The 26,970-nt window shown below is 45.8% G+C and carries 24 protein-coding genes; 17 read left to right on the top strand and 7 right to left on the bottom strand.

Annotated elements, in window-relative coordinates; genetic code table 11:
- Positions 1-150 precede the first annotated feature (150 nt).
- From ACK8OT_RS17455 to ACK8OT_RS17430, 6 genes are all read left to right on the top strand, one after another.
- Positions 151-3,720 (top strand): hybrid sensor histidine kinase/response regulator, encoded by a 3,570-nt coding sequence (locus ACK8OT_RS17455; RefSeq protein ID WP_410197786.1) that lies wholly within the window; start codon positions 151-153, stop codon positions 3,718-3,720.
- The gene (locus ACK8OT_RS17450) at positions 3,717-5,240 is read left to right on the top strand and encodes a hybrid sensor histidine kinase/response regulator (protein ID WP_410197785.1); all 1,524 of its coding nucleotides are present in this window, start codon (positions 3,717-3,719) and stop codon (positions 5,238-5,240) included. Before ACK8OT_RS17455 ends, ACK8OT_RS17450 begins: the two co-directional genes overlap by 4 nt.
- A gap of 211 nt (positions 5,241-5,451) precedes the next feature.
- Positions 5,452-5,772: a thiosulfate sulfurtransferase GlpE gene (gene glpE, locus ACK8OT_RS17445; RefSeq protein ID WP_410197805.1), complete on the top strand. Its 321-nt coding sequence runs from the start codon at positions 5,452-5,454 to the stop codon at positions 5,770-5,772.
- 18 nt (positions 5,773-5,790) lie between these two features.
- The gene (glpG, locus tag ACK8OT_RS17440) at positions 5,791-6,633 is read left to right on the top strand and encodes a rhomboid family intramembrane serine protease GlpG (RefSeq protein WP_410197784.1); all 843 of its coding nucleotides are present in this window, start codon (positions 5,791-5,793) and stop codon (positions 6,631-6,633) included.
- A 144-nt stretch (positions 6,634-6,777) separates the two neighbouring features.
- Positions 6,778-7,749, top strand: coding sequence for a carbohydrate kinase family protein (locus ACK8OT_RS17435; RefSeq protein ID WP_410197783.1), 972 nt, complete (start codon positions 6,778-6,780; stop codon positions 7,747-7,749).
- Between the two features lie 54 nt (positions 7,750-7,803).
- The gene (locus tag ACK8OT_RS17430; RefSeq protein WP_410197782.1) at positions 7,804-8,991 is read left to right on the top strand and encodes an AGE family epimerase/isomerase; all 1,188 of its coding nucleotides are present in this window, start codon (positions 7,804-7,806) and stop codon (positions 8,989-8,991) included.
- A 128-nt stretch (positions 8,992-9,119) separates the two neighbouring features.
- On the opposite strand, the gene ACK8OT_RS17425 is transcribed toward ACK8OT_RS17430, so the two are convergent.
- Positions 9,120-9,518, bottom strand: coding sequence for a flagellar basal body-associated protein FliL (locus ACK8OT_RS17425; RefSeq protein ID WP_410197781.1), 399 nt, complete (start codon positions 9,516-9,518; stop codon positions 9,120-9,122).
- A 170-nt stretch (positions 9,519-9,688) separates the two neighbouring features.
- Between ACK8OT_RS17425 and ACK8OT_RS17420 the strand changes: the two genes are divergently transcribed.
- The gene (locus ACK8OT_RS17420) at positions 9,689-10,318 is read left to right on the top strand and encodes a chorismate--pyruvate lyase family protein (protein ID WP_410197780.1); all 630 of its coding nucleotides are present in this window, start codon (positions 9,689-9,691) and stop codon (positions 10,316-10,318) included.
- Positions 10,318-11,196, top strand: a complete 879-nt coding sequence (gene ubiA, locus ACK8OT_RS17415; RefSeq protein WP_410197804.1) for a 4-hydroxybenzoate octaprenyltransferase — start codon at positions 10,318-10,320, stop codon at positions 11,194-11,196. Before ACK8OT_RS17420 ends, ubiA begins: the two co-directional genes overlap by 1 nt.
- 65 nt (positions 11,197-11,261) lie before the next feature.
- Here ubiA and plsB read toward each other — a convergent pair whose 3' ends face one another.
- Positions 11,262-13,733, bottom strand: coding sequence for a glycerol-3-phosphate 1-O-acyltransferase PlsB (plsB, locus tag ACK8OT_RS17410; RefSeq protein WP_410197779.1), 2,472 nt, complete (start codon positions 13,731-13,733; stop codon positions 11,262-11,264).
- Between the two features lie 290 nt (positions 13,734-14,023).
- Between plsB and ACK8OT_RS17405 the strand changes: the two genes are divergently transcribed.
- A complete protein-coding gene (locus ACK8OT_RS17405; protein WP_410197778.1) occupies positions 14,024-14,380 on the top strand; it encodes a diacylglycerol kinase in 357 nt (118 codons plus the stop codon).
- A gap of 122 nt (positions 14,381-14,502) precedes the next feature.
- Positions 14,503-15,126: a transcriptional repressor LexA gene (lexA, locus tag ACK8OT_RS17400; protein WP_410197777.1), complete on the top strand. Its 624-nt coding sequence runs from the start codon at positions 14,503-14,505 to the stop codon at positions 15,124-15,126.
- 203 nt (positions 15,127-15,329) lie between these two features.
- Here lexA and ACK8OT_RS17395 read toward each other — a convergent pair whose 3' ends face one another.
- Together ACK8OT_RS17395 and ACK8OT_RS17390 are read right to left on the bottom strand one after the other, a co-directional pair.
- On the bottom strand, positions 15,330-16,019 hold the full coding sequence (locus ACK8OT_RS17395; RefSeq protein WP_410197776.1) for a helix-turn-helix transcriptional regulator: 690 nt from the start codon (positions 16,017-16,019) through the stop codon (positions 15,330-15,332).
- A 59-nt stretch (positions 16,020-16,078) separates the two neighbouring features.
- Positions 16,079-16,393, bottom strand: a complete 315-nt coding sequence (locus ACK8OT_RS17390; protein WP_410197775.1) for a hypothetical protein — start codon at positions 16,391-16,393, stop codon at positions 16,079-16,081.
- 173 nt (positions 16,394-16,566) lie between these two features.
- On the opposite strand from ACK8OT_RS17390, the gene ACK8OT_RS17385 reads away from it, so the two are divergent.
- From ACK8OT_RS17385 to ACK8OT_RS17375, 3 genes are all read left to right on the top strand, one after another.
- The gene (locus ACK8OT_RS17385) at positions 16,567-17,025 is read left to right on the top strand and encodes a carboxymuconolactone decarboxylase family protein (RefSeq protein WP_410197774.1); all 459 of its coding nucleotides are present in this window, start codon (positions 16,567-16,569) and stop codon (positions 17,023-17,025) included.
- 28 nt (positions 17,026-17,053) lie between these two features.
- Positions 17,054-17,791, top strand: coding sequence for an AraC family transcriptional regulator (locus tag ACK8OT_RS17380; RefSeq protein ID WP_410197773.1), 738 nt, complete (start codon positions 17,054-17,056; stop codon positions 17,789-17,791).
- Positions 17,792-18,110: 319 nt separating this feature from the next.
- The gene (locus tag ACK8OT_RS17375) at positions 18,111-19,841 is read left to right on the top strand and encodes a S8 family serine peptidase (protein WP_410197772.1); all 1,731 of its coding nucleotides are present in this window, start codon (positions 18,111-18,113) and stop codon (positions 19,839-19,841) included.
- A gap of 204 nt (positions 19,842-20,045) precedes the next feature.
- Here the strand turns inward: ACK8OT_RS17375 and ACK8OT_RS17370 are convergent, their stop codons facing one another.
- The gene (locus ACK8OT_RS17370; RefSeq protein WP_410197771.1) at positions 20,046-20,432 is read right to left on the bottom strand and encodes a DoxX family protein; all 387 of its coding nucleotides are present in this window, start codon (positions 20,430-20,432) and stop codon (positions 20,046-20,048) included.
- Positions 20,432-20,854: an organic hydroperoxide reductase Ohr gene (gene ohr, locus ACK8OT_RS17365; protein WP_410197770.1), complete on the bottom strand. Its 423-nt coding sequence runs from the start codon at positions 20,852-20,854 to the stop codon at positions 20,432-20,434. Before ohr ends, ACK8OT_RS17370 begins: the two co-directional genes overlap by 1 nt.
- A gap of 153 nt (positions 20,855-21,007) precedes the next feature.
- Between ohr and ohrR the strand changes: the two genes are divergently transcribed.
- Complete coding sequence (ohrR, locus tag ACK8OT_RS17360) at positions 21,008-21,484, top strand: transcriptional regulator OhrR (RefSeq protein ID WP_410197769.1); 477 nt, start codon at positions 21,008-21,010, stop codon at positions 21,482-21,484.
- 17 nt (positions 21,485-21,501) lie between these two features.
- Here ohrR and ACK8OT_RS17355 read toward each other — a convergent pair whose 3' ends face one another.
- Positions 21,502-22,383 carry a LysR family transcriptional regulator gene (locus ACK8OT_RS17355; RefSeq protein ID WP_410197768.1) on the bottom strand — a complete coding sequence of 294 codons (882 nt, stop codon included), beginning with the start codon at positions 22,381-22,383 and terminating at the stop codon, positions 21,502-21,504.
- Positions 22,384-22,511: 128 nt separating this feature from the next.
- On the opposite strand from ACK8OT_RS17355, the gene ACK8OT_RS17350 reads away from it, so the two are divergent.
- The 3 genes from ACK8OT_RS17350 to ACK8OT_RS17340 all read left to right on the top strand — a co-directional run bounded on the left by ACK8OT_RS17350 (position 22,512) and on the right by ACK8OT_RS17340 (position 26,882).
- Complete coding sequence (locus ACK8OT_RS17350; RefSeq protein WP_410197767.1) at positions 22,512-24,533, top strand: alkyl/aryl-sulfatase; 2,022 nt, start codon at positions 22,512-22,514, stop codon at positions 24,531-24,533.
- 283 nt (positions 24,534-24,816) lie between these two features.
- A complete protein-coding gene (locus ACK8OT_RS17345; RefSeq protein ID WP_410197766.1) occupies positions 24,817-26,559 on the top strand; it encodes an amidohydrolase in 1,743 nt (580 codons plus the stop codon).
- 74 nt (positions 26,560-26,633) lie between these two features.
- Positions 26,634-26,882: a hypothetical protein gene (locus tag ACK8OT_RS17340; protein WP_410197765.1), complete on the top strand. Its 249-nt coding sequence runs from the start codon at positions 26,634-26,636 to the stop codon at positions 26,880-26,882.
- The last annotated feature ends 88 nt before the right edge of the window (positions 26,883-26,970 follow it).

Here is a 26,970-nt window from a genome sequence, read left to right as displayed (position 1 = left end):
GCTATAAATCAATTTGTTTCGTGATTGGCCGATGCTTTTCACCCATCTGATTAAGCCTGTTGGAAAAGTCTCGGTGTACTTGGCAACACCGACTCGCTTTAGCGATAGTGCCAGCTATAGTTAACAGATAGATATCAGAAGAGTTCAACTATGCCTGCTAAAAGTGTATCAAATCAAAATCCTAGAAAGTTTAAATGGCTTATGCTGGGGTTCTTGTCGGTTATCGTTTTGCTCTGTATCGCTGGTGCGACGACTTGGAATCAGGTTAACCAACTGTTGATAGACATTGACGGTTACAATGATACTGGCCAGTTGTTGAATGAACTTGATCGCGCGAGATTATATGAACTGTCGTTTTCTCGAGATAACAAGATTGAGCAAGCAAATACGGCAAAAAGGCATATCGATGAAGTATTAAGCCAAGCTCATGCCTTACAAAAGGAGATGACAGATTTTACTGCCGACCTTTCCAACATCCTTATTGCTCTTAAGAAGTATCGAGATAACTTTCATCAATACGTCGAGCTAATGAATGATAAATCATTGTTTCATGAGCAGAATCAATATCATATTCAAAATATTGCCAGCGCGACAGACAGTTTACAGGCTTTATTGTTGAAGCAGCTATTTGAATATAACAACGAGAGTCTGTCGGCAACCCAAGCACTTTCGTTAATCGCTGAGATGCGCGCTCACCTGAGCCAATTAGAAATGCAGGTGACGCCTAAAAAGCTTGACGAGTTAGCGCGTTTGGTTAAGCGCTATGAAATGAATCATAATGGTTTACCAAGTGCTTTTTTACCCTATCTAAAGTCAATATTAGCTGCAACTCAAGGGCCTTTAGGTGAGCTGCAACTAGAAGTGATGGATTCAGCAAAGGCGTCATTGGCTGAAGCCGAAAAATCAATACTGCGGCAATTACAACTTGTAACGAGCCAATCTCAGCGCATGCTAGATTTAGGCAAGGATGTGATTTTGTTTGAGGATGAGATTGATTTGGCGAAGCAAATCATTATCGCTTATCTGAACTCTTCAGATAATCACGACAAAAAAGCAATCTATGAGCAGCGCTTGTTAAAGCATTTAGCTAATGCAATGGCAATCAGTCAGGTTGACGCGAAGAAACTCAATAGCGACGAGCTAGCCTATTTTAATGCTGCACGAGACGCTCTCGTGCGTTACTCGGATGGGGTTATAAAGCAAGCGAATTTAAATAGGAAGATTGCCGTCGTTTCGTATCAAATGATATCTGCGGCAACAATGGCAGATGAGCTAGCGAGAAAGGTAAAAGAGCTGAGCGCTAAAGAAGTCAGACAGGTGAGAACATTTACTAACGACATCACTTATGTGGCTTTGCTGTTCGCTTTATGTATGATTTTGCTTATCTTTCTGATTTTTAAATCCCAGCGTACGCTATTGAGAATTTCTCAGTCTTTGGCCAATAGTATGGATGCTGAAATTCATGCGAATCAAGCTAAGTCGGACTTTTTGGCCAATATGAGCCATGAAATTAGAACGCCTATGAATGCTATTTCTGGGTTTAGCAAGCTCGTTATGACGACAGATCTAACCTCAAAACAACAAGGTTACCTGACAAAACTAAATCGTTCTGTTGAGCATTTGTTGCTGATTATTAACGATATATTGGACCTTTCTAAAGTTGAGTCAGGCCACTTAGAGTTAGAAGAAATAGAGTTTACTCTGGATGATTTAATCGAAGAATTCAAAGACATTACTTTGATTCAAAGTCAGCAAAAGGGGCTTGAGTTATTACTCGATATCGATTTTTCTATTCCCAATGGCTTAATTGGCGATAAGTTGCGGCTAAAACAAGTGCTATTAAACCTAGGCTCAAATGCTGTCAAATTTACCGAGCAAGGTAAAATTATGTTAACGGTGAAGCGCTTACCGTGCGAAAACGATAAGGTTAAAATAAATTTTGCGCTTTCAGATCAAGGTATTGGCATTGAAGAAGGAAAATTAAATGAGCTATTTAGCGCATTTTCTCAAGCCGATGTTTCAACCACTCGAAAATATGGCGGTACAGGGCTAGGCTTAAGTATTAGCAAGCAATTAATTGAATTAATGGGCGGTGAAATATCGGTACAGAGTCAACCGGGTCAAGGTTCGATTTTTAGTTTTACCTTAGAGCTGAAGACTAGCGAATCACAGCCCGCACGCATGACGCTACCGCAACATTACCAAAATGATAATGTGATCGTGTTGGACGGTGATTTAGTAAGTGGTCATATTCTTACCCATAGTCTTAACTATCTTGGTTTAAATGCGCAATACATTAGTGAGATTGAGGCGCTCAAGGGGAGCAATAGCTCAGCTTCTTCGACCGCATTTCAAGTGATATTTTTTGACTGGGCACTGCCCCACAGTGTGAGCCTTGAAGCCTACAACTATTTACTCAATCGCCACTATGACGCGTGGAATATCGTGATCATGTCGAACCTGCCTTTACAACAAGTTAAAGATACCTTGCGGGAGTACAGTTTACCGTTTGGCCATCTTGTATCAAAACCTTTGAGTCTTCGTGATTTGTTATTCACTTACTTAGCGTTACACAACGATGAGGATTTACTTGCCCCTGTACCTACAGGGCAAACAACGCCATCAACTATGCAGCTGGCTGGCTTAGAGGTGTTGTTGGTTGAAGATAATGAGATTAACCAAGAATTAACCATTGAGTTGTTAGAAGCTCAAGGGATCATCGTTGATCTTGCTATAAATGGTGCAGAGGCCATTAAAAAGGTTCAACAAAAAAAATACCAAGGTGTCCTAATGGATTGCCAAATGCCTGTAATGGATGGCTTTGAGGCCACACGTTACATACGTCAGGAGTTACAAATGATGGATTTACCTATCATTGCACTGACTGCAAATGTATTAACGCCAGAGCGTGAGAAAATGCTGCGTTGTGGTATGAATGATGTGCTATCTAAGCCGATAGAGTTGGAGTCGTTATTTAGCAAAATGCAGCAATGGTTTGTAACAAATAGTGGCACACAACAGCCGCTTGCAGACCAATTAGCAATGGAAACAGCGCCTCCATCTCAGGATTTTGCCGATGAGGGCATTCGCGATATCAGTTTGGAGTCACCGGCGTTAGTTGAATTGTCTACCAGCAAGGAGCTGGATGTGGTTGAAGGTGTGGCTACATTACAGGGTAATGAACAACTTTATCTTAAGTTGCTAAAACGCTTTTGCTCTTCATATCAAGATGTTGAGCTACCCCTTTGTGATGAAGGTATCGATCTGGTCAAAGCTTCCGTGCATGGGCTAAAGGGGTTAGCAGGCAATCTTAGAATCAATTATTTATATTCTTTGTGTGTTGATATTGAATCGGATATCAGTAGTGAGCAATATCCCCAGGTGGATCAGAAAATAACCCAATTAAATCGCCATTTGCAGAAAATGGTAGCGGTTATCAGTTCGGTCATCGCCCCCACAAACATTGCAAGTCCAATGATGAGCACTCGCTCAGCATTACCACAAGAGATAGACCAAAATAAGCTGAAACAACTTAAAACCATGTTACATGATAACGATACTGACGCTTTACGTTTACTTGAATCACTATCCAGTTCAACCCAAATTGGACTTAGCCCTGAGCAACTAAATCAATTGAAAGACATGGTTGAAGAATTCAACTTTAGTGAGGCGAGTGAGTTGGTTGGGTTGTTGATAGACAATAAAAGAGATGAAATATGATTAGCTCAGCAAAAAGGGTTCCTGTTTTAGTTGTTGAAAGTATAGACAATATGCGTACGACACTGGTGAGCATGCTAACGAATATAGGCTTTACGCAAATTAGGCAGGCTAAAGGGGTTAACGATGCGCTGGATTATTTAAGCGGCAGGCCCGTGGGGCTGATTATTGCTGATTTAAACCTACCGGGCGCGGGTGGCCTAGGTTTTTTGCGCGAAGTACGCAAATCAGAAGCCTTATGTGAAATTCCATTCTTGCTCATCTCTAGTGAAATCTCGAAAGCCCAGCTGACTGAAGCCGTAAAGCTTGGGGTGTCACAGTTTGTTTTGAAGCCTTTTTCGCAAAAAATTCTCGAATCTAGGATCATTAAATCACTTAATCACACAGGTAAATGGAAGCTTGAGGTTGAAGAGCAGGACCAAGAGCAAGAATCGCTAGAAGTAGAAGATAAGCGCCTAAGTGTGCTGGTGGTGGACGATGTGGTCGAAAATATCCACATCGTGGTTAATATTCTTAAGCATGATTATAAGGTGCTAGCGGCCAAGAGTGGTCGCCAAGCGATAGAGATTTGCCGTTCAAACAATGCGCCCGATCTTGTGTTGCTGGATATTATGATGCCTGAGGTGAATGGCATTGAGGTTATGCGTTTTCTCGCTAAGTCAGAGTTAACGCAACAGATAAAGGTGATTTTTCTGACCTCTATTTCGGAAAACGATAAGGTAGTAAAAGGATTGGAAATGGGGGCGGTCGATTTCATCAGTAAACCCATTTCGGCGGAAGTGCTCAAAGCCAGAGTGAAAACTCACGCCAGTATCATCAGGTCACAACAAGCGGCTTATGAGCAAATTGATACCATGATCGAAAATAATCGGTTACGCGATGAATTTGAATCCTCGTTACGCTATACCCTAAAAAAACAGCTAGATGTAACCCGAAACTCAATTGACCAAATTAGAAAATCTAAAAAGAACACTCAGTACATCGATAACTTACTTGTTTCAATTGAAAATAGCGCACTAATGATGACGCAATTGATTGATAACATGATGTCAATCTACAAAATAAAAAATGGTCAATACAGTCTTAGTATGCAAGCTGTTAACTTGGTTGATGAATTAAAAGCCGTATTGGCTATGAACGAAGCCGTGGTGAAATCTAAGCACCTAGAAGTCAACTTGTCTAATCAAGCTTCTGAGGAGATGGTGTATGCGGATGAAGTACTAATAAAATCCATTTGCATGAATGTGCTGCAATACTCAATCGCTTCCGCACCTAAGGGAGCGGCGATTCATATTGATACATCCATGGTTAATCATCATTTTAAGCTGTGCATTACCTATGCGGGTCAACTAAGCCAAGCTATGCTGCAAGCACTAAAGCCAAATGCGCATTTCGCAACCACGGATCCTTTACTGGCAATTTACGCGGCTAGTTTGATGATGGGGGCGATGGAGCAGGCAATTCAGCTGCGCTCCGTTAATGGTAAAGAGATAGTGATAGAGTTAACCTTGCCGCGACCCTAAGCTTTCCAGCTTAGATTGGCGGTGAAGGATCCGCTATTGTTTCCACATCAATTTTCGCTGGAGCAAGTCCAGTTCACTCACTCGTTCTTGATGACTAACGTCGGCTTAAGTTTTACCGAGCGTTGGACACTATTCCATTTTTTCTCTATGGATAGGGTTCGCAAAAGTCATGCTAGACTAATGCAAAAACTTACTGGAGTAACTAAACATGATGGATCAATTTGGCCATATTTCGGTGCCGGAAACCGCAGAAAAGATCAAACAAGGGCAAGTCGTGATTGCCGATATTCGAGATCCTGAGTCCTTTAAAGCAGGGCATATTGAAGGGGCTTTTCACTTAACCAATGAGCGTCTGGGTGCGTTTATTGAACAGGTGGACTTTGAAACTCCTGTGATAGTGGTGTGTTATCACGGCAACTCAAGTCAAGGTGCGGCGCAGTTTTTGTTGAATCAAGGCTACGATGAGGTCTACAGTATGGACGGTGGCATGGACATTTGGCGTCGTAGCTTTGAAGTCGTCGCAGCTGAGTAACTCAGCTTTGGGGTGAAATTGATTGAATTGATCGTATTAGATAATGCGCGTTTGGCACAGGCCTTTGTTGACTATATGCAAACGCAAGGGGTGGTGTGCCAAATTCGCCGAGATGAAACCTCGGTGGCGATTGATGTGCCGGAACAAGATTACGATGCTGCGCTTGCTGAGCTGCGCGTGTTTGTGCAAAACCCGAATGCGGAAAAATACCGCAAAGCCAGCTGGGATGTGGGGCAAGCTAAGGATGATTTAGGTTATCAGGGGGGCGGCGCCTTATTGCTGCGTGATTTCTTGTTTCATGCAGGGCCTTTTACATTATTAATCTTCGCCGCTAGTTTAGTGATTTATTTACTTAGCGTGACGGGTTTCTTTCGCCCCATTTATCAAGCGTTGCAGTTCTTTCCCCATGCCAGTAGTTTTCATTCGATGGAAATCTGGCGATTCTTTAGCCCCAGCCTACTGCATTTCAGTGTATTGCACATAGTGTTCAATCTACTATGGTGGTGGCATTTGGGCGGACTAATCGAAAAGCATAAGGGCTCAGCTAAATTATTGTCGCTGTTTCTGATTGCTTCTATTATTCCTAATACCATTCAATTTTATTTAGATGGGCCGAACTTTGGCGGCTTATCGGGGGTGGTTTACGCGCTGGCCGGGTATGTCTGGTTAACGGGCGTGCGTAACCCCGCGGGAGATTTAGGGTTACCCAACCCTTTGATGATCTTTATGGCCGCTTGGTTAGTGTTCGGCTTCTTTGATTTAGTTGGGCCATCGGTAGCCAATATGGTGCATTTATTTGGTTTATTAATAGGTTTAGGCCAAGCTTATTGGGAAACGCGAAAAGTAAATGACTCCGCTTAGTGGTATATTTTGCTAAAGATCAAATAAATAACAGAGAAATGTGGCGATCTATCTTTAATCAACCTAAATATTAATCTATTCGACTTTTCTATTGTCATAAAATGGTACTATCTTTGGTCAAGAGCTTTTATTTTGGAGTTGTTTATGGCCCATGTGATTACCTTTGGTGAATTGTTGATTGATTGGATCCCACTCGAAAACCGCCTATTTGGTGAATTAAGTATTCCGGTTAAAGGTCAGTTTCCGGGAGGTGCGCCTGCCAATGTAGCGGTTGCCTTAGCAAAACTTGGAGTAGAGGCACACTTTGTTGGTGCTGTAGGTCAGGATGATGCGGGTGAGTTTTTACGTCAGTCTTTGCTGCAAATGGGCGTTAATACTGAGCATTTAAGTCGCGATCCCAAACATGCCACGCCGATGGCTTTTGTCTCTTTAGATGAGTCAGGTGAGCGCTCATTTACTTTCGCCCGAGAAAATACCGCTGATTTACACTTTGACCCTGACTACTTTGATCAGGGGATCTTTCATGGTGAGGGGATTTTTCACATTTGCTCTAACACGCTCACCCATGAAACCTTGTTTGATACTACGCTGCGAGGCTTGCAACAGGCGCAACAAGCGGGCTATTTAACGAGTTTTGATGTTAACTTACGCTTACCTTTGTGGCGTGATCAAAGCCGGATCCGCTCGCGAGTGTTAGATTGTATTTGTTATTGTGACATGGTCAAACTCAGCCTAGATGAACTTGAGTTTTTGGCTGAGGATGAGCCGAGTGAAGCCTTTGCTAAGTATTTATTAACCTTAGGGCCAAGCCTGATCTTGGTGACGGATGGGCCAAATCCAGTACAGTTATATTTACCTGAACGTCAGTTGAGTCAAGTGACACCCGAAGTCAAGGTGGTTGACACCACGGGCGGCGGGGATGCTTTTATCGGTGCTTGGTTATACGCCATGGTCGCCAATCATATTACTAACAAGGCTGCGCTTAATCAGGCGCTAGCCAGTAATGATGATGCAATTTGGTCGTTTGCAATGAAAACGGCCGTGATGGGCGGGGCTTTTGCCGTGACTCATCAAGGAGCATGGAGTGCTTTACCTAAGCTAAGCGATATTCAGTAATCTTAACGAATGACACCGAATATCGAGACAGAATTCCATACTGGGGAGAAATGCATGACAGGTCAGTTTCGTGATCCAAGCTTTATCCAAACGCACATAGAGCAGCTAACGCAGTTTTACCAACAACACGCCATCGATCCGCAAGGGGGTTTTTATCAAACCTTGTTGCCAACCGGTGAGCATCAACAGCCAGAGGTGAAGCAGCTGGTGAGTTCAACTCGCCTCACCTGGGTGTTTGCAACCTGCGCTAAGCAGTTTGGCCAAGCACCTTGGCTTGAGAGTGCTCAGCATGGCTTTGATTATGTTAAGCAGCATCACTTTGATCCCCAGCGCAATGCTTACAACTGGGTGATGCACGGTGAACAAGCTCACGAACAAGACAACTATTGTTATGGCCTCGCGTTTGTTTTACTCATGCATGCTGGCGCGTTAAATGCGGGTTTAGCTGATGCTAAACAAGGCTTAGAGGCCACCTTTGAGCTTATGGAGCAACGTTTTTGGCAACCCGAGTTTGGTCTGTATGCCGACCAAGCCAGTGCTGATTGGCAAGACTACAGTGATTATCGTGGCCAAAATGCCAATATGCATGCTTGTGAAGCGATGATCGCGGCCTATGAGGCGACGCAGGAGCAGCGTTATTTAGATCGTGCCTTGTTGATTGCTGAAAACATCTGTATTCGCCAAACCCAAACCACCAATGGCCTGATTTGGGAGCATTACAGCAAGAACTGGCAAGTGGATTGGGAATATAACAAAGACGATCCAAAGAACTTATATCGTCCTTGGGGGTTCCAGCCAGGCCACTTAACAGAATGGACAAAATTACTTCTGCTTATCTATCGTCATAGCCCACAACCTTGGCTACTAATTAGTGCAGAGAATCTGTTTAATGCGGCATGGACCACGGCTTGGGATAAAGAGCGTGGTGGCTTGTATTACGGTTTTGGCCCCGATGGCAACATTTGCGATGACGACAAGTACTTTTGGGTGCAAGCCGAATCCATGGCGGCGGCAGCGTTATTAGCAAAAGCGACCAATAAAGAAGTTTATTGGCAATGTTACGATCAGCTTTGGGAATATAGCTGGCAACACTTTTGTGAGCAAAAGCATCAGCCTTGGTGGCGTTTGTTGGATGCGAATAACCAAGTACTCGATCCCACTATCGCCAGTCCGGGTGCTAAAATTGATTATCACACCATAGGTGCATGCTTAGAAGTGTTGCGGGTGTTAACAACCGATTAATCTTGATTTTGCTTGTCTTTGGTAGGAGCGGTTTTTAAACCGCGAATAAGTGTGTTTTAGCATTTTATTCGCGGAATAAATTCTGCTCCCGAAGGGGCTTGGGTATACAACAAGCAACCCGAGTAGCTTTATTGGTATAGATACTTAGTAAATATAATATTACTCACGCCCTTAATCCCAGCCTCTTGTACCAACAGCTTATTTACTTCTTGTAAGCAGGCATCGCGGATTTCTTCACGTCCGGTCATCGACTTAATCTTCTGCTCATCTTGGCGACCAAATATCTCTATCATGGCGTCGCGCAGTAACGGATCATGATGTTCGATAACGGCTAAATCGCTGGCATTGGCCAGTTGAAACTCTACAGCAACGCGAACGTAACCTATGCGTTTACCGGGCTTGATATAGTTGGTGATGATATCTGGCTCAAACGCATAGTAGGCAATGCCCGGCGCTTTTTCTTCCTCGGCTAAGCTGGGCGCACTGATGAACAAGAGTAAAAGTAAGGAAAGCAGCCCTTTTTTCATGATTCAATTCCAGTTGGTATTTATAAAACAAATAGATGTCAGCAGTTTAGGGTAAAGTATGGCTGCTGTTAAGTATTAGCATAGAAGATTTTGGGTTCACGGGTTACAATTTGCGGTCGAAATAAAGCTAAATAGCCTTTGGCCCTTTTGTTAAGTTACAAGGACGTCTTTTGTCGCCACTTTCATTAACCTCGATTATTCAAAGCGCGTTTCCACTGGGCGCAGATGCGCACTGGTTAACGCTAACGCAGCGGCCTGATTTGCCAGCGGGATTAATGGATTGGTTAACAGACTCAGGCTCTTTAACGGCGCGTTTACAGGCAAATTGCAGTGAATTTCAGGTGTGTGTGATTGGTCAAAACTTTAGTACGGCCAGCGAACAAGAGCAGCAAGCACTGGCCTTATCGCCGCATTATTCAATGACTGCAGAGCATCTGATCCGTGAAGTGCTGTTGTGCTGTGATGGTGAGCCTTGGGTTTATGCGCGAACGGTGATCCCAGCCAGCACCTTAACGGGTGAAGAGCAAAAATTAGCGCAGTTGGGTGAGCAGCCGCTGGGCGCCACCTTGTTTAACTCACCCAATATGACCCGTGAAGACTTAGTGATTGCCGCTTTACCCGAGTCAGCCAAAATCGTTGAGGCGGTGAAAAGCGTTGTTTCACTACCCGAAGTGGGTCTGTGGGGGCGTCGCTCTTTGTTTCATTTAGCAAATAAACCCTTACTCGTGCATGAGATTTTTTTACCGTCTGCCATGGCGTATCGACCTAATCATCAAGATAAAAAACCAACAGGTGAATGATGGCTCTCTCTTTTTTATCGGCATCCAAGCGCCAAGCTTATATTCAATTAACCCGTTTTGATCGTCCCATCGGCAGCTTATTATTATTGTGGCCAACCTGTTGGGCGCTCTGGTCGGCGGCGCAGGGATTGCCCGATTTATGGGTGTTAGTGGTGTTTGTGCTGGGGGTGTTTTTGATGCGCTCGGCGGGCTGTGTGATTAATGACTTTGCTGATCGCAAGGTTGATGGTCATGTTTCTCGAACTAAGCATCGTCCCATGCCGTCTGGCACCGTAAATAGTAAGGAAGCACTTACTTTATTTGGTGTGCTATGTTTAGCGGCGTTTGCCTTGGTGTTAACCCTTAACACCAAAACTATTTTGCTGTCTTTTGCGGCGCTGGCGTTGGCCTTTTGTTATCCCTTTATGAAGCGCTACACCCACTTACCTCAGCTGGTGCTAGGGCTAGCATTTAGCTGGGCGATCCCCATGGCTTATGCCGCACAAACCAATGCGCTACCGGCCAGTCTTTGGTTGCTGTTTATTGCCAATGTCACTTGGACCATCGCCTACGACACCATGTATGCCATGGTGGATCGGGATGATGATTTAAAAATCGGCATTAAGTCGACCGCCATTTTGTTTGGCCGTTTCGATAAGTTAATCACCGGCTTACTGCAAGCATTAACTTTAGTTTGCTTATTGGCATTTGCTTGGCTAACCCAAGCCGGCGCTAGTTTTTATTGGGGATTATTGGTGGCAGCTGGGCTGTTTGTTTATCAGCAAAACTTAATTAGCGCCCGCCAAGGGCCGGATTGTTTTCGTGCTTTTTTAAACAACAATTATGTTGGACTGGCTATTTTCGTTGGTATTGCCCTTGATTGGATGCTGCGCGCTTAATTTAAGCAACGCAGTACACTTTGTTTAACTTAACTTAGCTTAGCTACTGGGCTTAGCTACTGGGCTTAGCTACTGGCTTGGCGATATTGATTATCTATGGTGTGCTCTATGGTCCAGAGCACTTCATCTGACAGTAACTGGCGGGTCAGTTGATGTAACTCTCCCAGTGAAGCCGGGTTGATATTGCCTGCCTCATCGATATAAGCCTGCTGTTGCAGCTGCTCAATAAACACTTGCAGTACTTTTTGATCAAAAAACTCAGGCGCCCGAATACCGTGAATTTGCCCAAGACGCTCAGCCACTTGGGTGCTTTGTTTGGCCAGCGAGGCTAGCTCAATTTGGGTTGGGCTTTGCAGTAAGCTCAGAACGATGTGATAGCGCTGAATGGTCTCATCAATAATATTGGCCAGTAAATAGGCTTGAGTACGCAGGTTAGGGTTGATGCGATAGCTTGATGAATCTGGGTTAGTGGCATCGTCTTGCTGATTTATCCAACCCAGTTGCACTAGTTGCTGCAAGTAAGCTCGGCCTTGTTGCCACATTTCCTCTGCGTTCCAAGGTAAAAACAGTTCAGCTTGGATCAGCGGGTAGACTTGGTTCAATTTGGCTTGGAGCTGATCTAGGGTAATTCCATCATAGTGCTGAACTAGGCTGGTCATTAGCGCCGGTAGCGCAAATAAGTGAATGATATTGTTACGATAGAAGGTGAGCAGCATACTTTGATCGGCGGCAATGCTGATGATGTCGCCCAAGCTGTCTTGGTAAATATGGAACTTGTTTAGACTTAGCGCTGAATCAAGTAATGCTTGGGCTCCGCCAATGGCTCCGCCAGCGTTGTCGTTATTAGCTTCGCCGCTGGGTAAGCTGACCTGTTGGCTGTAGGGCACTTGCTTTAACAGCACTAAGTAAGCACTTACCTGAGTCAGCAATTGTTCCTTGCTTAAGGTGTGACGTTTGCTGGCCAGTAATACTAGGCTGCATAGCGGCAAGGCATTCACGGCGGCGGCATTGTTGATACCTGTCATCACGCTGCGGCCAAGTTGATTGATGGTGTGGCTAAACTCTGGACTTAAGGTTAAATCGCCTTGCTCACGCCATTGCGGCTGGACTTGATCTAAAAACTGATTCAGCAGAATGGGCTCGCCAAAGTTAACAAAGCCTTGGCCAAAGTTGCCCAGTTTTTTGGTGATGGAAAGTACCTGTAAAAACGATTCTTTTTGTTTCTTCTGCCCTTGCAGCTCCTTAACATAAGTCGCCACTTCCATTACGTGGTCATAACCTAAACATACGGGAATTAACGCGATAGGGCGGTTAGGGCTTTGCTGCATGGCTTCAATGGTCATGCCTAACATGCCGGTTTTAGCTGGCAGTAAGCGACCGGTACGGCTGCGACCCCCTTCGGTAAAAAACTCCAGGGAGTAGCCCTTGCTAAACAAATAACTTAAATAGGCTTTAAACACGCTGGCATATAGGGGATTGCCCTTGAAAGTGCGGCGAATAAAAAACGCGCCGCCGCGACGAAAGATAGGCCCAGCGGGGAAGAAATTCAGGTTGACGCCTGCAGCAATGTGCGGTGGTGTCATGCCTTGTTGATAAATCACCGACGAGAGTAGCAAGTAATCCATGTGGCTGCGGTGGCAAGGCAAAAACACAATTTCGTGGCATTTTTGCGCCAAATTTCGCACCGTCTCGGCGTTGTTTACCACTATGCCTTGATAGATTCGATGCCAGATCCAAGTTAATACCTTGTCACCAAAACGCACCATAGGGTAAGAAAAGTCTGACGCGATTTCATTAAGATAGTGGGTGGCTTTTTGTTCTGCCTGCGCCAGTGAAATACCTTGTTCTTGGCTGGCTTTAACTATGGCTTGATGAATTTCATTGGATGCCAATAGAGCGCGGCGCATTTTGTTGCGATCGGGCAATTTTGGCCCTTTGGCCGCCAGTTTCTGCCGTGCAAAATGGGTATAGGCAATTTTTTCTAACTTAGTGGCAAGATTAGGATCATCACCATAATCACGATTTAACCGCTGCAGCGAAATCGGCTTGCTAAAACGGATCAAGTTGTCGCGGCCGCGAAACAAAATAGTGAAGGCCTTATTAATCCAATTGGGTGAGCTGGCTTTCAGAATTGAAAACCACGGCTTATGGCCTTCGTAACCGGGCGCGCGACCCCAAAATAAGGTGACGGGCACCAGTTGTACGTCTATCTCACTGTCACCTTGGTGCAAATTAAGCAGGGTTTTAAATTGGTCTTGGTAAGCTTTGCGCGGGGTGCTTGAAAACAGCTGTTTGGGCATATTCAAACAGACATAGCGGGTAATGGTTTGGCCATTAATGGTCATCGGGGTGAGTGGGTCGGGCAGGCCCAAATCACGACACGCTCGCTGCAGTGTGAGCAAATCACTGGACGATAAAGTTTTTAATGCATAAACAATAGGTTTGTCCAAGTCTAAATGCAGATCCGCTTGGGGGCTCGCTGGCACGGTTTTACTGCTAACGAGATGGTTTAAGAAAAAACCTTGCAAAAAATTCATTATTTCCTATAACCTCTTGTTTTGCTTATCATCAATTATATCCTTCCTAATTGAAGTTGCAGCTGTGTTGGCTCGGTTTGCTCACTGGAACACCAGTCCTACCCCATCACATCGTTCATCTATACTTATGGGGATTTTCTCTCATGCCTCCTACCTGCCTTTCAAGTAGTTAAGGTATAGATTGCACCATGCTGTCGTCAGCTTGTCATATCACCGCTTCAAGCTACTGCATTCAATGGCGCTAAAATACACTAAAAATAGTGGGAATTTGTGAATAAAAGGACATAAAAATGGAAAAAAACACAGGGATAAAGCGGATTGTGATGGCGGCCATGTATTCCATGCAGGGCTTTCGTCATGCTTTCACCCATGAAGCCGCGTTTCGTCAAGAGCTGTTGCTGGCCGCTATTTTTATTCCACTGGCTTGCTGGCTTGATGTCGAGCAAGTTGAACGGATCTTAATGATCGCCTGTCTGCTTATTGTGATTATTGTTGAGCTGCTGAACTCGGCCGTGGAAGCCGTGGTTGACCGAGTCGGCTTAGAAAAACATGAACTAGCAGGGCGCGCCAAGGATTTAGGGTCTGCGGCTGTATTTGTTGCCTTAACCTTAACGGTTTATGTCTGGGCTGATATTTTACTGTTTTAAGTAACTCACTTGATTGGTGATTAGCCTTTGGATTTTGCTTATTTTATCAAGGTAATCCCTTGCTTAGCTTAGGCTCACTGTATATACTCACAGTTAACTGTATATAAAAACAGGCAAAAACCATGAAGCCATTAACACCGCGCCAAGCAGAAATTCTTGAACTGATAAAAGAAAACATCGCCGCCACGGGCCTTCCGCCAACGCGAGCCGAAATCGCCAAACAACTTGGCTTTAAAAGTGCTAACTCAGCCGAAGAGCATTTAAAGGCGCTGGCCAAAAAAGGCGCCATTGAAATGATGCCGGGCACTTCCCGAGGTATCCGTCTTGTTGAAGTTGAAGAAGCCGCTAACGAAGAAGAAGGTCTACCTCTAATTGGTCGTGTGGCCGCTGGTGAGCCCATTCTTGCGCAAGAGCACGTCGAGTGTAATTACAAGGTTGACCCGAATTTGTTTCACCCTAGTGCCGACTTTTTACTACGAGTTAGCGGCATGAGCATGAAAGATATCGGTATTATGGACGGCGATTTACTGGCGGTGCATAAAACCAAAGATGTTCACAATGGCCAAGTGATCGTGGCCCGAGTGGAAGATGAAGTAACCGTTAAACGCTTCCAACGTGATGGCCGCCAAGTGTTACTGCACCCAGAGAATGAAGAATTCAATACCATTAAAGTAGACTTAGCCAACGAGCACTTCGATGTTGAAGGCATCGCGGTAGGCGTTATTCGCAACGCCGATTGGATGTAATTGCCAAGTCGCGCTAACTAAATCTCAGAAAGACCGCCGAAGTTGGCGGTTTTTTGTTTTAGGACTGAGTTTGCTCTGAGAATGGGCCATGTTCGAGCAGAGAACCGTGCACCTACGATTGCAGAGGCTTTAAGACCGGAGCTCGCTCCGGAAATAAATGGCGCATACATGCCCAAGGATTAAATTGTATTTTGCTAGAGAGCTTAACCCTCTGGCGGCACATATTGCGCGATGTAATGAGGCAGTGACTTTTCTGGCCCGGTGCTAAAGTGATCCGGTAGCAGTGATAGGTGCTGGATCCTATCAATGCGAAAATGCCGATAGGCGTTTCTTAGCTCGCACCAAGCAATTAAGGTCCATACCTTACCCCAAAATATTTGCCCAAGCGGCTGTAACACGCGTGAGGTTAATGCGCCGTCTTCGGCTGTGTAGTCAATGCAGATTTTCTGCATGGCATCGGTGGCGTGGCGCAATTGCTGGCTATGAGCCGCGGTTTTAGACTGGATGTGATAATCCGGCACTAAAATCGGAAAGCTTTCCAATTGCCGCTTTAAGTGATCGGGCAACACAGACAAGATCTTATGTGAGGCGGTATTGGTGGCGCTGGCTAATTCGGGGTCGGACCAAGCCCTGACCATTCTCATGCCTAACTCTAGGGCAACCATTTCTTGCTCGTTAAACATCAAGGGGGGTAAGTGTGAGCCTGCTTGTAACAAATAACCGACACCCGCTTCACCCGCAATCGGTACGCCGGATAAGATCAACGACTGAATATCACGATAAATGGTGCGCTCGCTGACTTCCATGGCCTGGGCTAGCTGCGCGGCGGTGACGGCATATCGCTTACTGCGTAGCAATGTTAACAGGGCAAACAAGCGCTCTGATTTACTCACTGATTATCCTTATCACGGGCCAAATCAAGGTTGACCAAGCCCGTGCTTGATTGAGTTAATTACGCCGCATCGCAGGATGAAAAATGCACTTCTTGGTGCTGCATCACCACTGATTCTTTATCTATCAGGGCAATTAAGGCTTGGCAATCGGCACAGCCCATAAAGGCGTCGCTAGCGGCTTTTGCTGTCTCCATCGATTGCCAATAAACAATATCCGTCCATGTTTGCGACGCTTCATTATAACTAAGGGAGCGGTATTGAAAACCGTCCAAGCCAGCTATAAAAGCATGACTTTGTTTGGTGGCGGCAAGTAAATCTTGCTCGGTGACGCCTGCTGCCAATTTAAAGTTGACCATTTCAATAACTGTGTTCATCTTGTTTCCTTTAGGTTTGTGTTATCAACGAGATAAGCATAGGAGCTGCGAGTGTCAGACTGTGTCAGTAGGGTTTTATTTGGCGGGTAAATTTTATCATGTCGGAAATATTCAATACCGGATTCAAGCCGCTTGTTATTGTGCCTTAGAATCATAAAGGAAGGAGATAAAGCATGACATCACGAGCCAATTATATGAGCCTAGCGGCACCTGCGATGGACATTTTGATGGCGCAAGAGCGGTATTTACGCGAGCAATTTAGTGGCTCTGATACTCTAAGCCTGACAGTATGGGAGTTAGTTAAACTGTGTGTTTCGCAACTCAACCAATGTGCTTTTTGCATTGATATGCACAGTAAGGAAGCGTTGGCGCAAGGTGAAACGGTTGAGCGTATTTTAGGTTTAAATGCGTGGCGAGATATGCCATGGTACAGTGAAGTAGAAACAACCGCATTGGCACTTGCCGAGCATTTAAGTCTAGGTAAGGTTGTAGATCAGCAAACATACGACCAGACCCGTGACGTGTTAGGTGAGCAAGGCTTGGTTGACTTAACCATTGCCATTAATGCGATTAATAGCTGGAATCGCATCGTCAAAACCTTTAAACCTGAGGTAGGTAGCTATAAACCATAACAATACACCAGGCCCCGCGCTTAATTTTTTGCTGTCCCAGCCTAAAGGGCAGCTAGCGCCGCTGCTGCAAGGCATATGGTCAGCCAGTGTTTGCTCAGCGCAAGCAGAGCCAGTCTCGCGTGCGCTTTATTCGGATGCGGGCAGCGGTGTGTTATTTCATTTGACGGGAGAGGTCAGTATTGGCGACCATAAACTGCCTCATGGCGTGATTGCATTGCCCATTAGCAAGGTATCACAGCGCGTCACCTTGATGCCGGGTGCACAACTGGCTGGCTTGCGTTTTCATCCTGCTATTAGCTACGGCGTATTTGGCCAGCATGTTCATGCGCCTAGCCTGTTAACAGGCAGCATGGGGCGATTAGATAATCTCGACGGCCTATTTCAAGCAGTTAAAAAACAGTCAAGTCATCAGGACCGAATTAATGAAATAACCCATTGGGCAGAGCAAATGCTGCAACACAGCCAAATCTTGCCCCATTCGTTATCGCAAGCGTTAGCAGAAGTTGATTTACACGCTTCGCAGGCCGAGCTTAATGAGCACATACCATTAAGTCAGCGCCAAATTGAGCGTTTGTTTAAGCGCTGGCTGCAAATATCACCGAAGCAATATCAGCGAATTAGGCGAGTAAAGCAGGCCATCGAATATTTACGCGCCCATCGCGAAGTGTGCCTAGCCGATGTATCCCAACAATTTGGCTTTAGTGATCAGGCCCATATGACGCGCGAGTTTCGCGCTATTGCAGCGACCACGCCAGCCAAAGTCTAATTCAACAGCAAATCAATCAAGGGATAAGCGGATTCTCATCCCTCGCGGGCAAACGCACTAACGTGAGCGGTTGGGGCGTACCATGGGGCGCTGTGGGAAATGAACTGGGCGCACCGCGGGCCTTGTGGTCGGTTTAGTCACAGGCCGTGTCTTGGGTAATTCAAGCTTATTCGCTTGCTGATCCGGGCTCATTTGTTGCCAGCGTTGCTAAACGCTTTGATTGCACAGAAGTATGCGGGTGGCTTGTTCGTTTTTTGGCCAGTGCCGAGTAGTAGCCTATACTTAATAAGCTTGTTCTATGCATTTAGAGGAACAACTTATGCGACCAATAACTAGGATCATCCTTTACGCTTTCGCCCTTTCTGCTTGCTTATCTGTTTTCTCCTATGCACAGTCGCCACCTGACTTACAACGCTACATAGTGGTTGTGCACGATAGTGCCGTACCGCAAGAGGTGGCTGCCGAGGTAGCGCAACAAGCAAACGGGCGAGTAGGGTTTGTTTTTGAGCATGTCCTTAAGGGATTCTCAATTGCCGTACCTGCTCAAGCCATTAATGGCATTTTACACAATCCAAAAGTGTCGTATGTCGAAGGCGATATTCCCATTACAGCCTTTTTTCAGCAGTTGCCGACCGGTATTGAGCGTATTAATGCCGATCTTACTGCCTTAAATATTGATGGAAGCGACAATTACCGCGTTGATGTTGATGTCGCAGTACTCGATACCGGCATAGATATGCAACATGCTGATTTAAATGTAGTGGGCGGGGCTAATTGTCTTTATCACGCTGGTGGTCCACCACATAGGCGGTCGTATTTTTGTGATGAATCCCTAGGTGGGGATGATGATCATTACCATGGCACTCATGTGGCAGGCACTATCGCTGCACTTGATAATAATATAGGCGTGGTGGGCGTTGCCCCGGGGGCGCGGCTGTGGGCTATAAAAGTGCTGGATGCACAAGGTTCAGGGTCACTTTCAGGTATTATTGCGGGGATTGATTGGGTGGTGGCGCAAGGTGATATTGAAGTGATCAATATGAGCCTAGGTGGCTCTGGCTCGAGCAGTGCGATGAATGAAGCAATCGATGCGGCATTTTCCAGCGGGGTGACGGTTGTGGTCGCAGCAGGTAATAATAATGCAGATAGCGCAAATTATACGCCTGCCAATGCGCCCAAAGCGATTACAGTATCAGCTCTTGCTGATTTTGATGGGCTTGCTGGTCAGCTAGGTTCACCAACTTGTCGCAACGATCAAGACGACACCTTAGCTGATTTTAGTAACTGGGGAGCTAAGGTGGATATTACTGCCCCCGGCGTTTGTATTTTGTCGACCTACCCAATAGAAAGAGGTAGCTATGGCACCATTAGTGGAACCTCCATGGCATCACCTCATGTTGCGGGAGCCGCAGCATTATTGGCCAGTAACGGCCTTTCTCCGCAAATGATATGGGACACCTTAGTCAATAGTGGCAACTTTAATTGGATTGATGATTCGGGTGACGGTGTATTAGAGCCGTTGTTGGATATAGGCGTATCGACTTTTGCACCTAAGTTAATGGTTACAGGTAGTGTTGCGAATAATCCGCCAAATGCTTTGTTCAGTTTCTCCTGTTCGTTATTGGTGTGTAGCTTTGATGCAACGACATCATCCGACAGTGATGGCTCAATCGTCTCTTACCACTGGGATTTTGGCGACGGTAATACCGATAGCGGGGTCACTGCCATTCACACATATGCAAGTGGCGGGGCCTATAGTGTGGTATTAACGGTGACGGATGATGATTCAGGCACAACCCAAGTTCAAAGCGATGTGAGTGTAAATGACACCAAGGAGACATCAACACTATTAACCTCAAGTATCAACAATGGCTCAACTTGGACCGCCATCGTCTCCTACGCAAGTAATGATGAACTAAATGGCTTTTGGTCTTCAGGGACGGGGAGTTGTTCGGCAAATACTTGTACTCAAAGTGGCATAAGGAAGCAGCAAGCCAGTATTGAGTTTACCAATGATTTAGGGGTGACGGTAACTGTCTATAAACCTTAGTGAGTAAAGAGATATAGTGGCGTGTATTGACTGGCCATGGAAGGCTAACACCTTAGTTTTGCAATCTTTTATTCACCTTCATCACCGTATTCATTTAGTCATTTTTTTCGCTATGCTCTCTAACTTTGTCAGAGGGGAAGCAAGAAGAAAAGCCGCTGTGGGGGCAGCGGCCAAAGGAGCTAACCTAGTCTGTTTTCGGTTAAATCATTTGCGGCGAAAACTGTCTTTGTAACTGTGTCCTGCTAGCAGTAACAAACCAGCGAAAATAGCTAGGTTTTTCACAAAGTTTTGCTGCTCGTGCGCGCCTTCGATGCCGGTGAAGTTCCAAAAATCATGCAGATTAATGTTTATCAGCAGCACCATGGCGGCTAGCGCTAACGCGCAAATGGCGGTGTAGCGATTGGCGATAATCAGCAGCGCTGCGCCAATTTGCACTATGCCTGCCGCGGCGAGTAACACGGGGATCAACATCATTTGATGTTTTTCCATTAATGCGACATGCATATCCCAAGCAACAAATTTCATTATGCCCGGCAATAAAAAATACAGCGCTAACAGAACCCGACCTGTGGTGATGAGGGCTTTATCCATTACAGCGCGACACCGTTCACACTTAGCGCCACATCAATATTGCCTTTCACCGCATTGGAGTAAGGGCAAACCTGATGCGCTATCGCGACTAGCTGCGCCGCCGCATCTTGAGCTAAATCTAAGGTTACGGCTAAGCTAACCGTTAGGGCAAAACCGCCTGCTTGATTGGCGACTAAGCCCACTTGTGCTGTGACAGGCGCTTGGGTCAGCGCTAATTTCTGCTCTCGCGCTACATGTAAAATGGCATTAGAAAAACACGCCGCATAGCCGGCTGCAAACAATTGCTCAGGATTGGTCGCCTCGCCAGTGCCCCCTAGCTCTTTTGGGTAGCTTAGGCTGAGGGAAAGTTTACCGTCATCGGTAGCCACTTGACCGTTACGACCGGATAGTGCAGATGCGCTGGTCGAATATAATGCAGACATAATGATTCCTTAAATTAAGTTAATGCTAAAAGATAGTTGGCAATTAAATTGTGTGCAATCTAATTTATGTCGCAGTATAGGTCGATCTGGATTTATAATGCAAGTATATTGTGCGCAATTTAATTGCATGGCTTTTTTCTTTTGGAGTCTTTTATGGCCAACAAGCAAGACCAAGTAACACCCAAAGCCGATTTGAGTAGCAATGACTCAGGTGAATTACTGCTGGAAAATCAAGTGTGCTTTTCGTTATACAGCGCCGCCAATGCGATTATTCGTGCTTATCGTCCCTTGCTTGAGGCGATTGATTTAACCTATCCGCAATACCTCGCTATGCTGGTGCTTTGGGCCAATGACGGCATCAATGTAAAAGACATGGGCGCAAAATTACATCTTGATTCAGGCACCTTAACACCATTATTAAAGCGCCTAGAAAGCAAAGGGTTACTGGATAGAAAACGCGGAGCAAGCGATGAGCGAGTGCGCGAAATATGGTTAACCGAGGCAGGCAAAGCCCTGAAGGCGCAAGCGAAATCCATCCCCCATACCATGTTTTGTAAAAGTGACTTGCCCCTTGATGAGCTAGCTGCCTTGAAAGCCACTTGCGATAAGCTGTTGAGTAAAATCAATTAGCCTTCAGCGGTGGACCGTTACGCAAAATAGCCGCGTATCTTTTCTCTAAGCCAGCTATTGGCGGGGCTGTTTTTTTCTCGCTTGTGAGCAAGCAGGTGATAGTGAATGGGTTTAGAGGTAAGGGGCGTGGCTAGCACTTGAATATCGAGTTTATCGGCAAACAAGTTGGCGATGCTGGCTGTCATGATGGCAAGGCAATCACTGGTTGCTACCATCGACATTTGCGATACTAGTGACGAACATTCCGCCGCAATGATGCGGTCGTCTAACTTTTCTTCGGTAAAAAAATCGGCCAGATGAGCCTGCTCTCGGCGCAGCTTTAAGGTAATGTGCTTTTCTTGATAAAATTGCTCACGGGTGATCTCCCCCTTGATTCTAGGATGTCCTTTTCTGGCTATCAAACAGATCTGATCGGCAAATAGTGGCTCGGTGAAAAACGAATGCATGGCGTAGTTAGACAGTTCGATCGCCAGATCGGCCTGATGTTGGTTTAACGCTTGAATCAATCCCCCCTCATCATAATGGATCGGCTGCAGCTCTATGGTGACATTGCCTAAGCTGGTATCGGCCTCTATTTTTGGCAATATCATCAACATCACGGGCTCGGTGGTGTAGATCATAAATTTTCTTGGGAACTGGGTTGAGAAGCCATCCAGACTCTCTAGCGCATTACTGATTTGCACTAACGCAGGCTCGACATGGCGAAACAACTCGTGAGCATTTTGGGTAGGGGCAATGCCGCGTCCAGCACGGATAAACAAGGGGCTAGCGACTTGCTGCTGCAAGCGTTTAAGCAATCCACTGACTCCGGGCTGAGTCATTCCCATCTCTTCGGCGGCCAAGGTGATGGATTGATGGCGATAAACCGCCACGAAGACCTTGAGTAAATTCAAATCCATATTCGCTAGCATGAAATCTTAAACATAATAATTTGTGATGTGTTGAATATAGTTTCATGCATGTATTGATATGTGTCAATCCGCTACATTAAGGCCATACCCAATACCAAATCGCAAAGAGGTACCCTATGAAAACTCGTTTTACTCCTTCAGTTGTTGCGCTTGCTGTGATGGTTTCGTTTGGCTCATTCGCTAATGACTATGCTTCTATTGATACCTACGAAGGTAAACCCGCATCTAAACACACTGAGAGTGCGAATGCGGCTCTGGCTAAATTACTCCCATGGCAAGACACATCTGCATTTGAGCGAACCACTCGGGGGCTGATTGCTGAATTTGGCAGCCATGAAGCGGGTGAACTAAAAAACCGCTTTGAATACATGGCTGAAATGTCACCGCAAGACCTACCATCAACGGTCAACCCATCGATTTGGCGCCAAGGCATGTTGAACTATGCTGCGGGTGGCTTGTATCAAGTGGCCGATGGCGTTTATCAAATTCGCGGTGCGGATCTTTCTAACATGACCATCTACCGTTCAGACAATGGTTACGTGATCCACGATCCTCTGCTCTCTCGCCAGGCATCGGCCGCGTCTTGGGCATTTGCAAAACAGCATCTACCTACCATTAACGGTGAGCATAAAATTACCGGCATGATTTATTCGCACATGCATGCCGACCATTTTGGCGGCTCGCGTGGGGTTTATGAATCGGGAGACTTTGCCAAAGATGCGCCTATCTACGCGCCCAAAGATTTTATCAAAGAGTTAGCCGATGAAAACGTGATTGCGGGTGCGGCCATGGGCCGTCGTGCTAACTACCAATACGGTACAACCTTAGATAATAATACTAAGGGCATAGTGGATAACGCCTTGGGCCTTGGCACCTCTCGTGGTGAGGTGACGCTAGTCGCACCGACGGTCGAGATCCAAGAGCGTGAGAAAGTGATCAACATTGACGGTTTAGACTTCCATGCCATCAATATGCCAGGCGCCGAAGCGCCCGCTGAGATTGTCTTGTATGTGCCAAAATACCGCTCACTTAACACCGCGGAGCTGACTTACGATGGCATGCACAACATCTATACCTTCCGCGGTGCTAAGGTGCGTGATGCCTTGGTGTGGACTAAATACCTCACCGAGCTGAAAATGCGCTTTGTTGATAGCGGTTTGGTGGACAATATTCACGCTGCCCATTCGGCACCGGTATGGAATAAACCCAACACTGAAGTAAATGAAATTGCCCAATACATGACATTGCAACGTGACAATTATGGCTTTATTCATAACCAAGCAATGCGTTTGGCAAACCATGGTGTCACCATTCACGATGTGGGCCGTGAAATTGAGAAAATCATTCCTCAATCGCAACTAGATACATGGCACACTAATGGCTATCACGGCTCGTACAGCCATAATGCGCGTGCGGTAGTGAACTTATATCTTGGCTATCATGATATGAACCCGGTTAACACTAACCCACTGAAAACTAAAGATAAGTCATGTGTGTACGTGGACGCAGCGGGCGCAGATGTGCTGTTTAAAGCAGGTCAAGCACACTTTAACGCCGGTGAATATCAACAGGCATCGCAGCTATTTAACGATTTAGTGCAATGCGAGCCGAACAATATCACATATCGTTTTGCCTTAGCGGACAGCTTTGAGCAACAAGGTTATCAATCAGAAACCATGGCGTGGCGTAACAGTTACTTACAAGGTGCGGTTGAGCTTCGTACCGGCGAAATCAAAGAGTCGATCAAGTTGGCGTCTGCTGACGTGATAGCTAATACGCCAACGGGCATGTTCTTGGATTATATTGCCGTCAGCCTAAACGCGCCAAAAGCAGAAGCGGCAGGGCTAGACTTTAACTTTGGTGTTTACCACCCCGACCTTGACGAGCGTTACTATGGTGAAGTGTCTAATGCCAATATGGCCAACATTCAGGTGGATAAGCTACCTAAGGTAGACTTTGAACTGAGCATAGCGAAAACGGACTTCACGCAAGTTGTGTTAGGCCAAACCACGCTAGACGCGTTACTTAAATCAGGTAAAGCGAGCGTGAAAGGGGATGCGGATTTACTGGGTAAACTGAGCGCTACCTTAGACAAATTTGACGGCATGTTTGAAATCTTGCCTATGCCAACCAAGTAAACAGGCTTACGGCCGACATTAGGCAGTAATTACTGATATCCGTAACTGAAACCCGAAGTGCATTCGCCTTCGGGTTTTTTGTTGCTTGATGACGGGAAAAATACAACGTTAGTACGGGTTGCTTAATTCATTGAAAATAGTGAATAAAGGTAAATATTTTTGTTTTTATTGATAAATTAGATTTACTTGCTGTTGTATCAAGGATGGGGGCGAGTTAAAGCTGTCTCAAGCCTATGAATCATGTGAGTAAGCGACATTAATAATCTTTAGATAGAGAAGACACATGAGATCGCAGTGGATCCCGCTTACCCTTGCTAGCCTTGTCTTGGCTGGCTGTTTATCAGAGCCAAAGCAATCTACCGAAGCGGTTGCTGAGCCGATTAAGGTCACCGCCGCCGATACAATTTACTTTGGTGGTGACATTCTAACCATGGCGGGAGAGCGCCCAGAATATGCGCAAGCCATTGCCACCCTTGGCGAAAAAATCATCTTTGTCGGCAGCAAAGAAGAAGCCATGCAGCACAAATTTGGTAAAACCCAATTAGTCGATTTGCAGGGTAAAACCTTGTTGCCGGGCTTTATTGATCCCCACAGCCATGTTTACGGCGTTGGGCTGCAAGCCATGGTGGCCAATGTCTTGCCATCTCCCGATGGCGATGCCGATTCGGTCGACCAAATTGTGCAAATCCTAAAAGCCGCCGATCAAGATCCTACCCAGCGTCAATTTATCGAAAAAACCGGCTGGATCTTAGGCTTTGGTTATGATGATGCCCAGCTAGACCGTTACCCAACCAAAGCCGATCTAGATAAGGTGAGCAGCGAAAAACCTGTGCTGATCATTCATACCTCTGGCCATTTAAGTGTGGCAAACAGTAAGGCGTTGGAGCTGGCAGGGATCACGGCAGAATCAACCAACCCACAAGGCGGCGTTATTCGCCGTATGGAAGGCAGCCAAGAGCCTAATGGCGTACTAGAAGAAAACGCACATTTTGCCATGGTATTTGCTCTTACCAAGGTTATCGACGTTGAGCTGCAAGACCTAATGCTAGAGGCCGCACAAAAGATGTATGCCGAGTTTGGTTACACCACGGCACAAGAAGGCCGTGCTACTACCGAAGGCTACGAAGCCATGAAGCGTGCATCGCAGCAGGGTAAGCTGATGATAGACCTTGTTGCCTATGCCGACATGGTGTCTAGCAGCGAATTTATGAGCTCGCCATATCACTCGCCCACTTATACCAATCATTTTCGTATTGGTGGGGTAAAGCTTAACTTTGATGGCTCGCCTCAGGGAAAAACAGCTTGGTTAAGTCAGCCTTATTTTCACCCACCTCATGGTCAGGCTAAGACATACGCAGGCTATCCGACGTTTAAAGACGAGCAAGCTTACCAGTATGTTGAAACCGCGTTTAAAAATGATTGGCAAGTGTTAACCCATTCTAACGGTGATGCTGCGATTGAGCAGTTTATTGACGCCGTGACCAAAGCGAATGAAAAGCTGGGCAAAAAAGATCGCCGCCCAGTGCTGATCCATGGCCAAACCATACGCCAAGATCAAATCGATCGCTTAGCCGAGCAAGGAATCTTTCCTTCATTGTTCCCTATGCACACCTTCTACTGGGGTGATTGGCATACCCAATCGGTATTGGGTTTACCTCGAGCCAACTTTATTTCGCCGACCAAAGCGGTGCGCGATGCGGGCTTAATGTTTACTTCTCATCATGATGCGCCAGTGGCCTTGCCAAACTCATTGCGGGTATTGGATGCCACCGTTAATCGCACCAGTCGTACCAATAAGGTGATTGGCCCAGATCAGCGAGTCGATGCTTACACTGCATTACAAGCCATGACCATTTGGTCGGCTTATCAGCACTTTGAGGAAGACAGCAAGGGTAGCCTTGAAGTGGGCAAAAATGCCGACCTAATCATCTTGGATAAAAACCCGCTGAAAGTGGAGCCTGCTACCTTAAAAGACCTGCAGGTACTGACCACCATCAGCCGAGGTGAAACGGCTTTTCAGCGTTAATGAACGCTTAATTTGAGCTTATAGGAGGCCATATGAGCCTCCTTTTTTTGGTTAAAAATTTCTAGAGGTTTGGTATGGAAGATAAAGAAGCCCTTAAGTTACTTTCTGAAATCAGGGATGAAATGAGAGAGATGAACGAGCAAATTAAGTGGCTAAAAAATAAAGCGACTGAAGCTATTGAGCGTGAGAGCCGTGTTGGACAGTCACAAACGAACGTTGCCGAGTTAGGGAATAAAAAATCCAAAAAAGACTTACTCACTATATTAGCCATTGTCTTGGGGTTGGGAGCTTTGCTGTTTCTTGAAAAACTGGGTTATTTATAAAACATATCATCAGGTGCTGTTGTGATCACTCATTTCGCTCAAAAGGGGATTGAAAGCTGGTGTTATTATGGTATCAGCACTCCAGTAG

This window comes from Motilimonas thetidivivens, from assembly GCF_046452435.1.
GTDB lineage: Bacteria > Pseudomonadota > Gammaproteobacteria > Enterobacterales > CBDFNC01 > Motilimonas.
Note: the sequence above shows the minus strand (reverse complement) of the source record. Positions and strands in the feature narration are given on the sequence as shown.

What these genes read in the sequence shown, in the direction of transcription:
- ACK8OT_RS17455 (WP_410197786.1), top strand. Translation starts at nt 151, where the DNA reads ATGCCTGCTAAAAGTGTATCAAATCAAAATCCTAGAAAGTTTAAATGG.
- ACK8OT_RS17450 (WP_410197785.1), top strand. Translation starts at nt 3,717, where the DNA reads ATGATTAGCTCAGCAAAAAGGGTTCCTGTTTTAGTTGTTGAAAGTATA.
- glpE (WP_410197805.1), top strand. Translation starts at nt 5,452, where the DNA reads ATGGATCAATTTGGCCATATTTCGGTGCCGGAAACCGCAGAAAAGATC.
- ACK8OT_RS17435 (WP_410197783.1), top strand. Translation starts at nt 6,778, where the DNA reads ATGGCCCATGTGATTACCTTTGGTGAATTGTTGATTGATTGGATCCCA.
- ACK8OT_RS17430 (WP_410197782.1), top strand. Translation starts at nt 7,804, where the DNA reads ATGACAGGTCAGTTTCGTGATCCAAGCTTTATCCAAACGCACATAGAG.
- ACK8OT_RS17425 (WP_410197781.1), bottom strand. Translation starts at nt 9,518, where the DNA reads ATGAAAAAAGGGCTGCTTTCCTTACTTTTACTCTTGTTCATCAGTGCG.
- ubiA (WP_410197804.1), top strand. Translation starts at nt 10,318, where the DNA reads ATGGCTCTCTCTTTTTTATCGGCATCCAAGCGCCAAGCTTATATTCAA.
- plsB (WP_410197779.1), bottom strand. Translation starts at nt 13,733, where the DNA reads ATGAATTTTTTGCAAGGTTTTTTCTTAAACCATCTCGTTAGCAGTAAA.
- ACK8OT_RS17405 (WP_410197778.1), top strand. Translation starts at nt 14,024, where the DNA reads ATGGAAAAAAACACAGGGATAAAGCGGATTGTGATGGCGGCCATGTAT.
- lexA (WP_410197777.1), top strand. Translation starts at nt 14,503, where the DNA reads ATGAAGCCATTAACACCGCGCCAAGCAGAAATTCTTGAACTGATAAAA.
- ACK8OT_RS17390 (WP_410197775.1), bottom strand. Translation starts at nt 16,393, where the DNA reads ATGAACACAGTTATTGAAATGGTCAACTTTAAATTGGCAGCAGGCGTC.
- ACK8OT_RS17385 (WP_410197774.1), top strand. Translation starts at nt 16,567, where the DNA reads ATGACATCACGAGCCAATTATATGAGCCTAGCGGCACCTGCGATGGAC.
- ACK8OT_RS17375 (WP_410197772.1), top strand. Translation starts at nt 18,111, where the DNA reads ATGCGACCAATAACTAGGATCATCCTTTACGCTTTCGCCCTTTCTGCT.
- ACK8OT_RS17370 (WP_410197771.1), bottom strand. Translation starts at nt 20,432, where the DNA reads ATGGATAAAGCCCTCATCACCACAGGTCGGGTTCTGTTAGCGCTGTAT.
- ohr (WP_410197770.1), bottom strand. Translation starts at nt 20,854, where the DNA reads ATGTCTGCATTATATTCGACCAGCGCATCTGCACTATCCGGTCGTAAC.
- ohrR (WP_410197769.1), top strand. Translation starts at nt 21,008, where the DNA reads ATGGCCAACAAGCAAGACCAAGTAACACCCAAAGCCGATTTGAGTAGC.
- ACK8OT_RS17355 (WP_410197768.1), bottom strand. Translation starts at nt 22,383, where the DNA reads ATGGATTTGAATTTACTCAAGGTCTTCGTGGCGGTTTATCGCCATCAA.
- ACK8OT_RS17350 (WP_410197767.1), top strand. Translation starts at nt 22,512, where the DNA reads ATGAAAACTCGTTTTACTCCTTCAGTTGTTGCGCTTGCTGTGATGGTT.
- ACK8OT_RS17345 (WP_410197766.1), top strand. Translation starts at nt 24,817, where the DNA reads ATGAGATCGCAGTGGATCCCGCTTACCCTTGCTAGCCTTGTCTTGGCT.
- ACK8OT_RS17340 (WP_410197765.1), top strand. Translation starts at nt 26,634, where the DNA reads ATGGAAGATAAAGAAGCCCTTAAGTTACTTTCTGAAATCAGGGATGAA.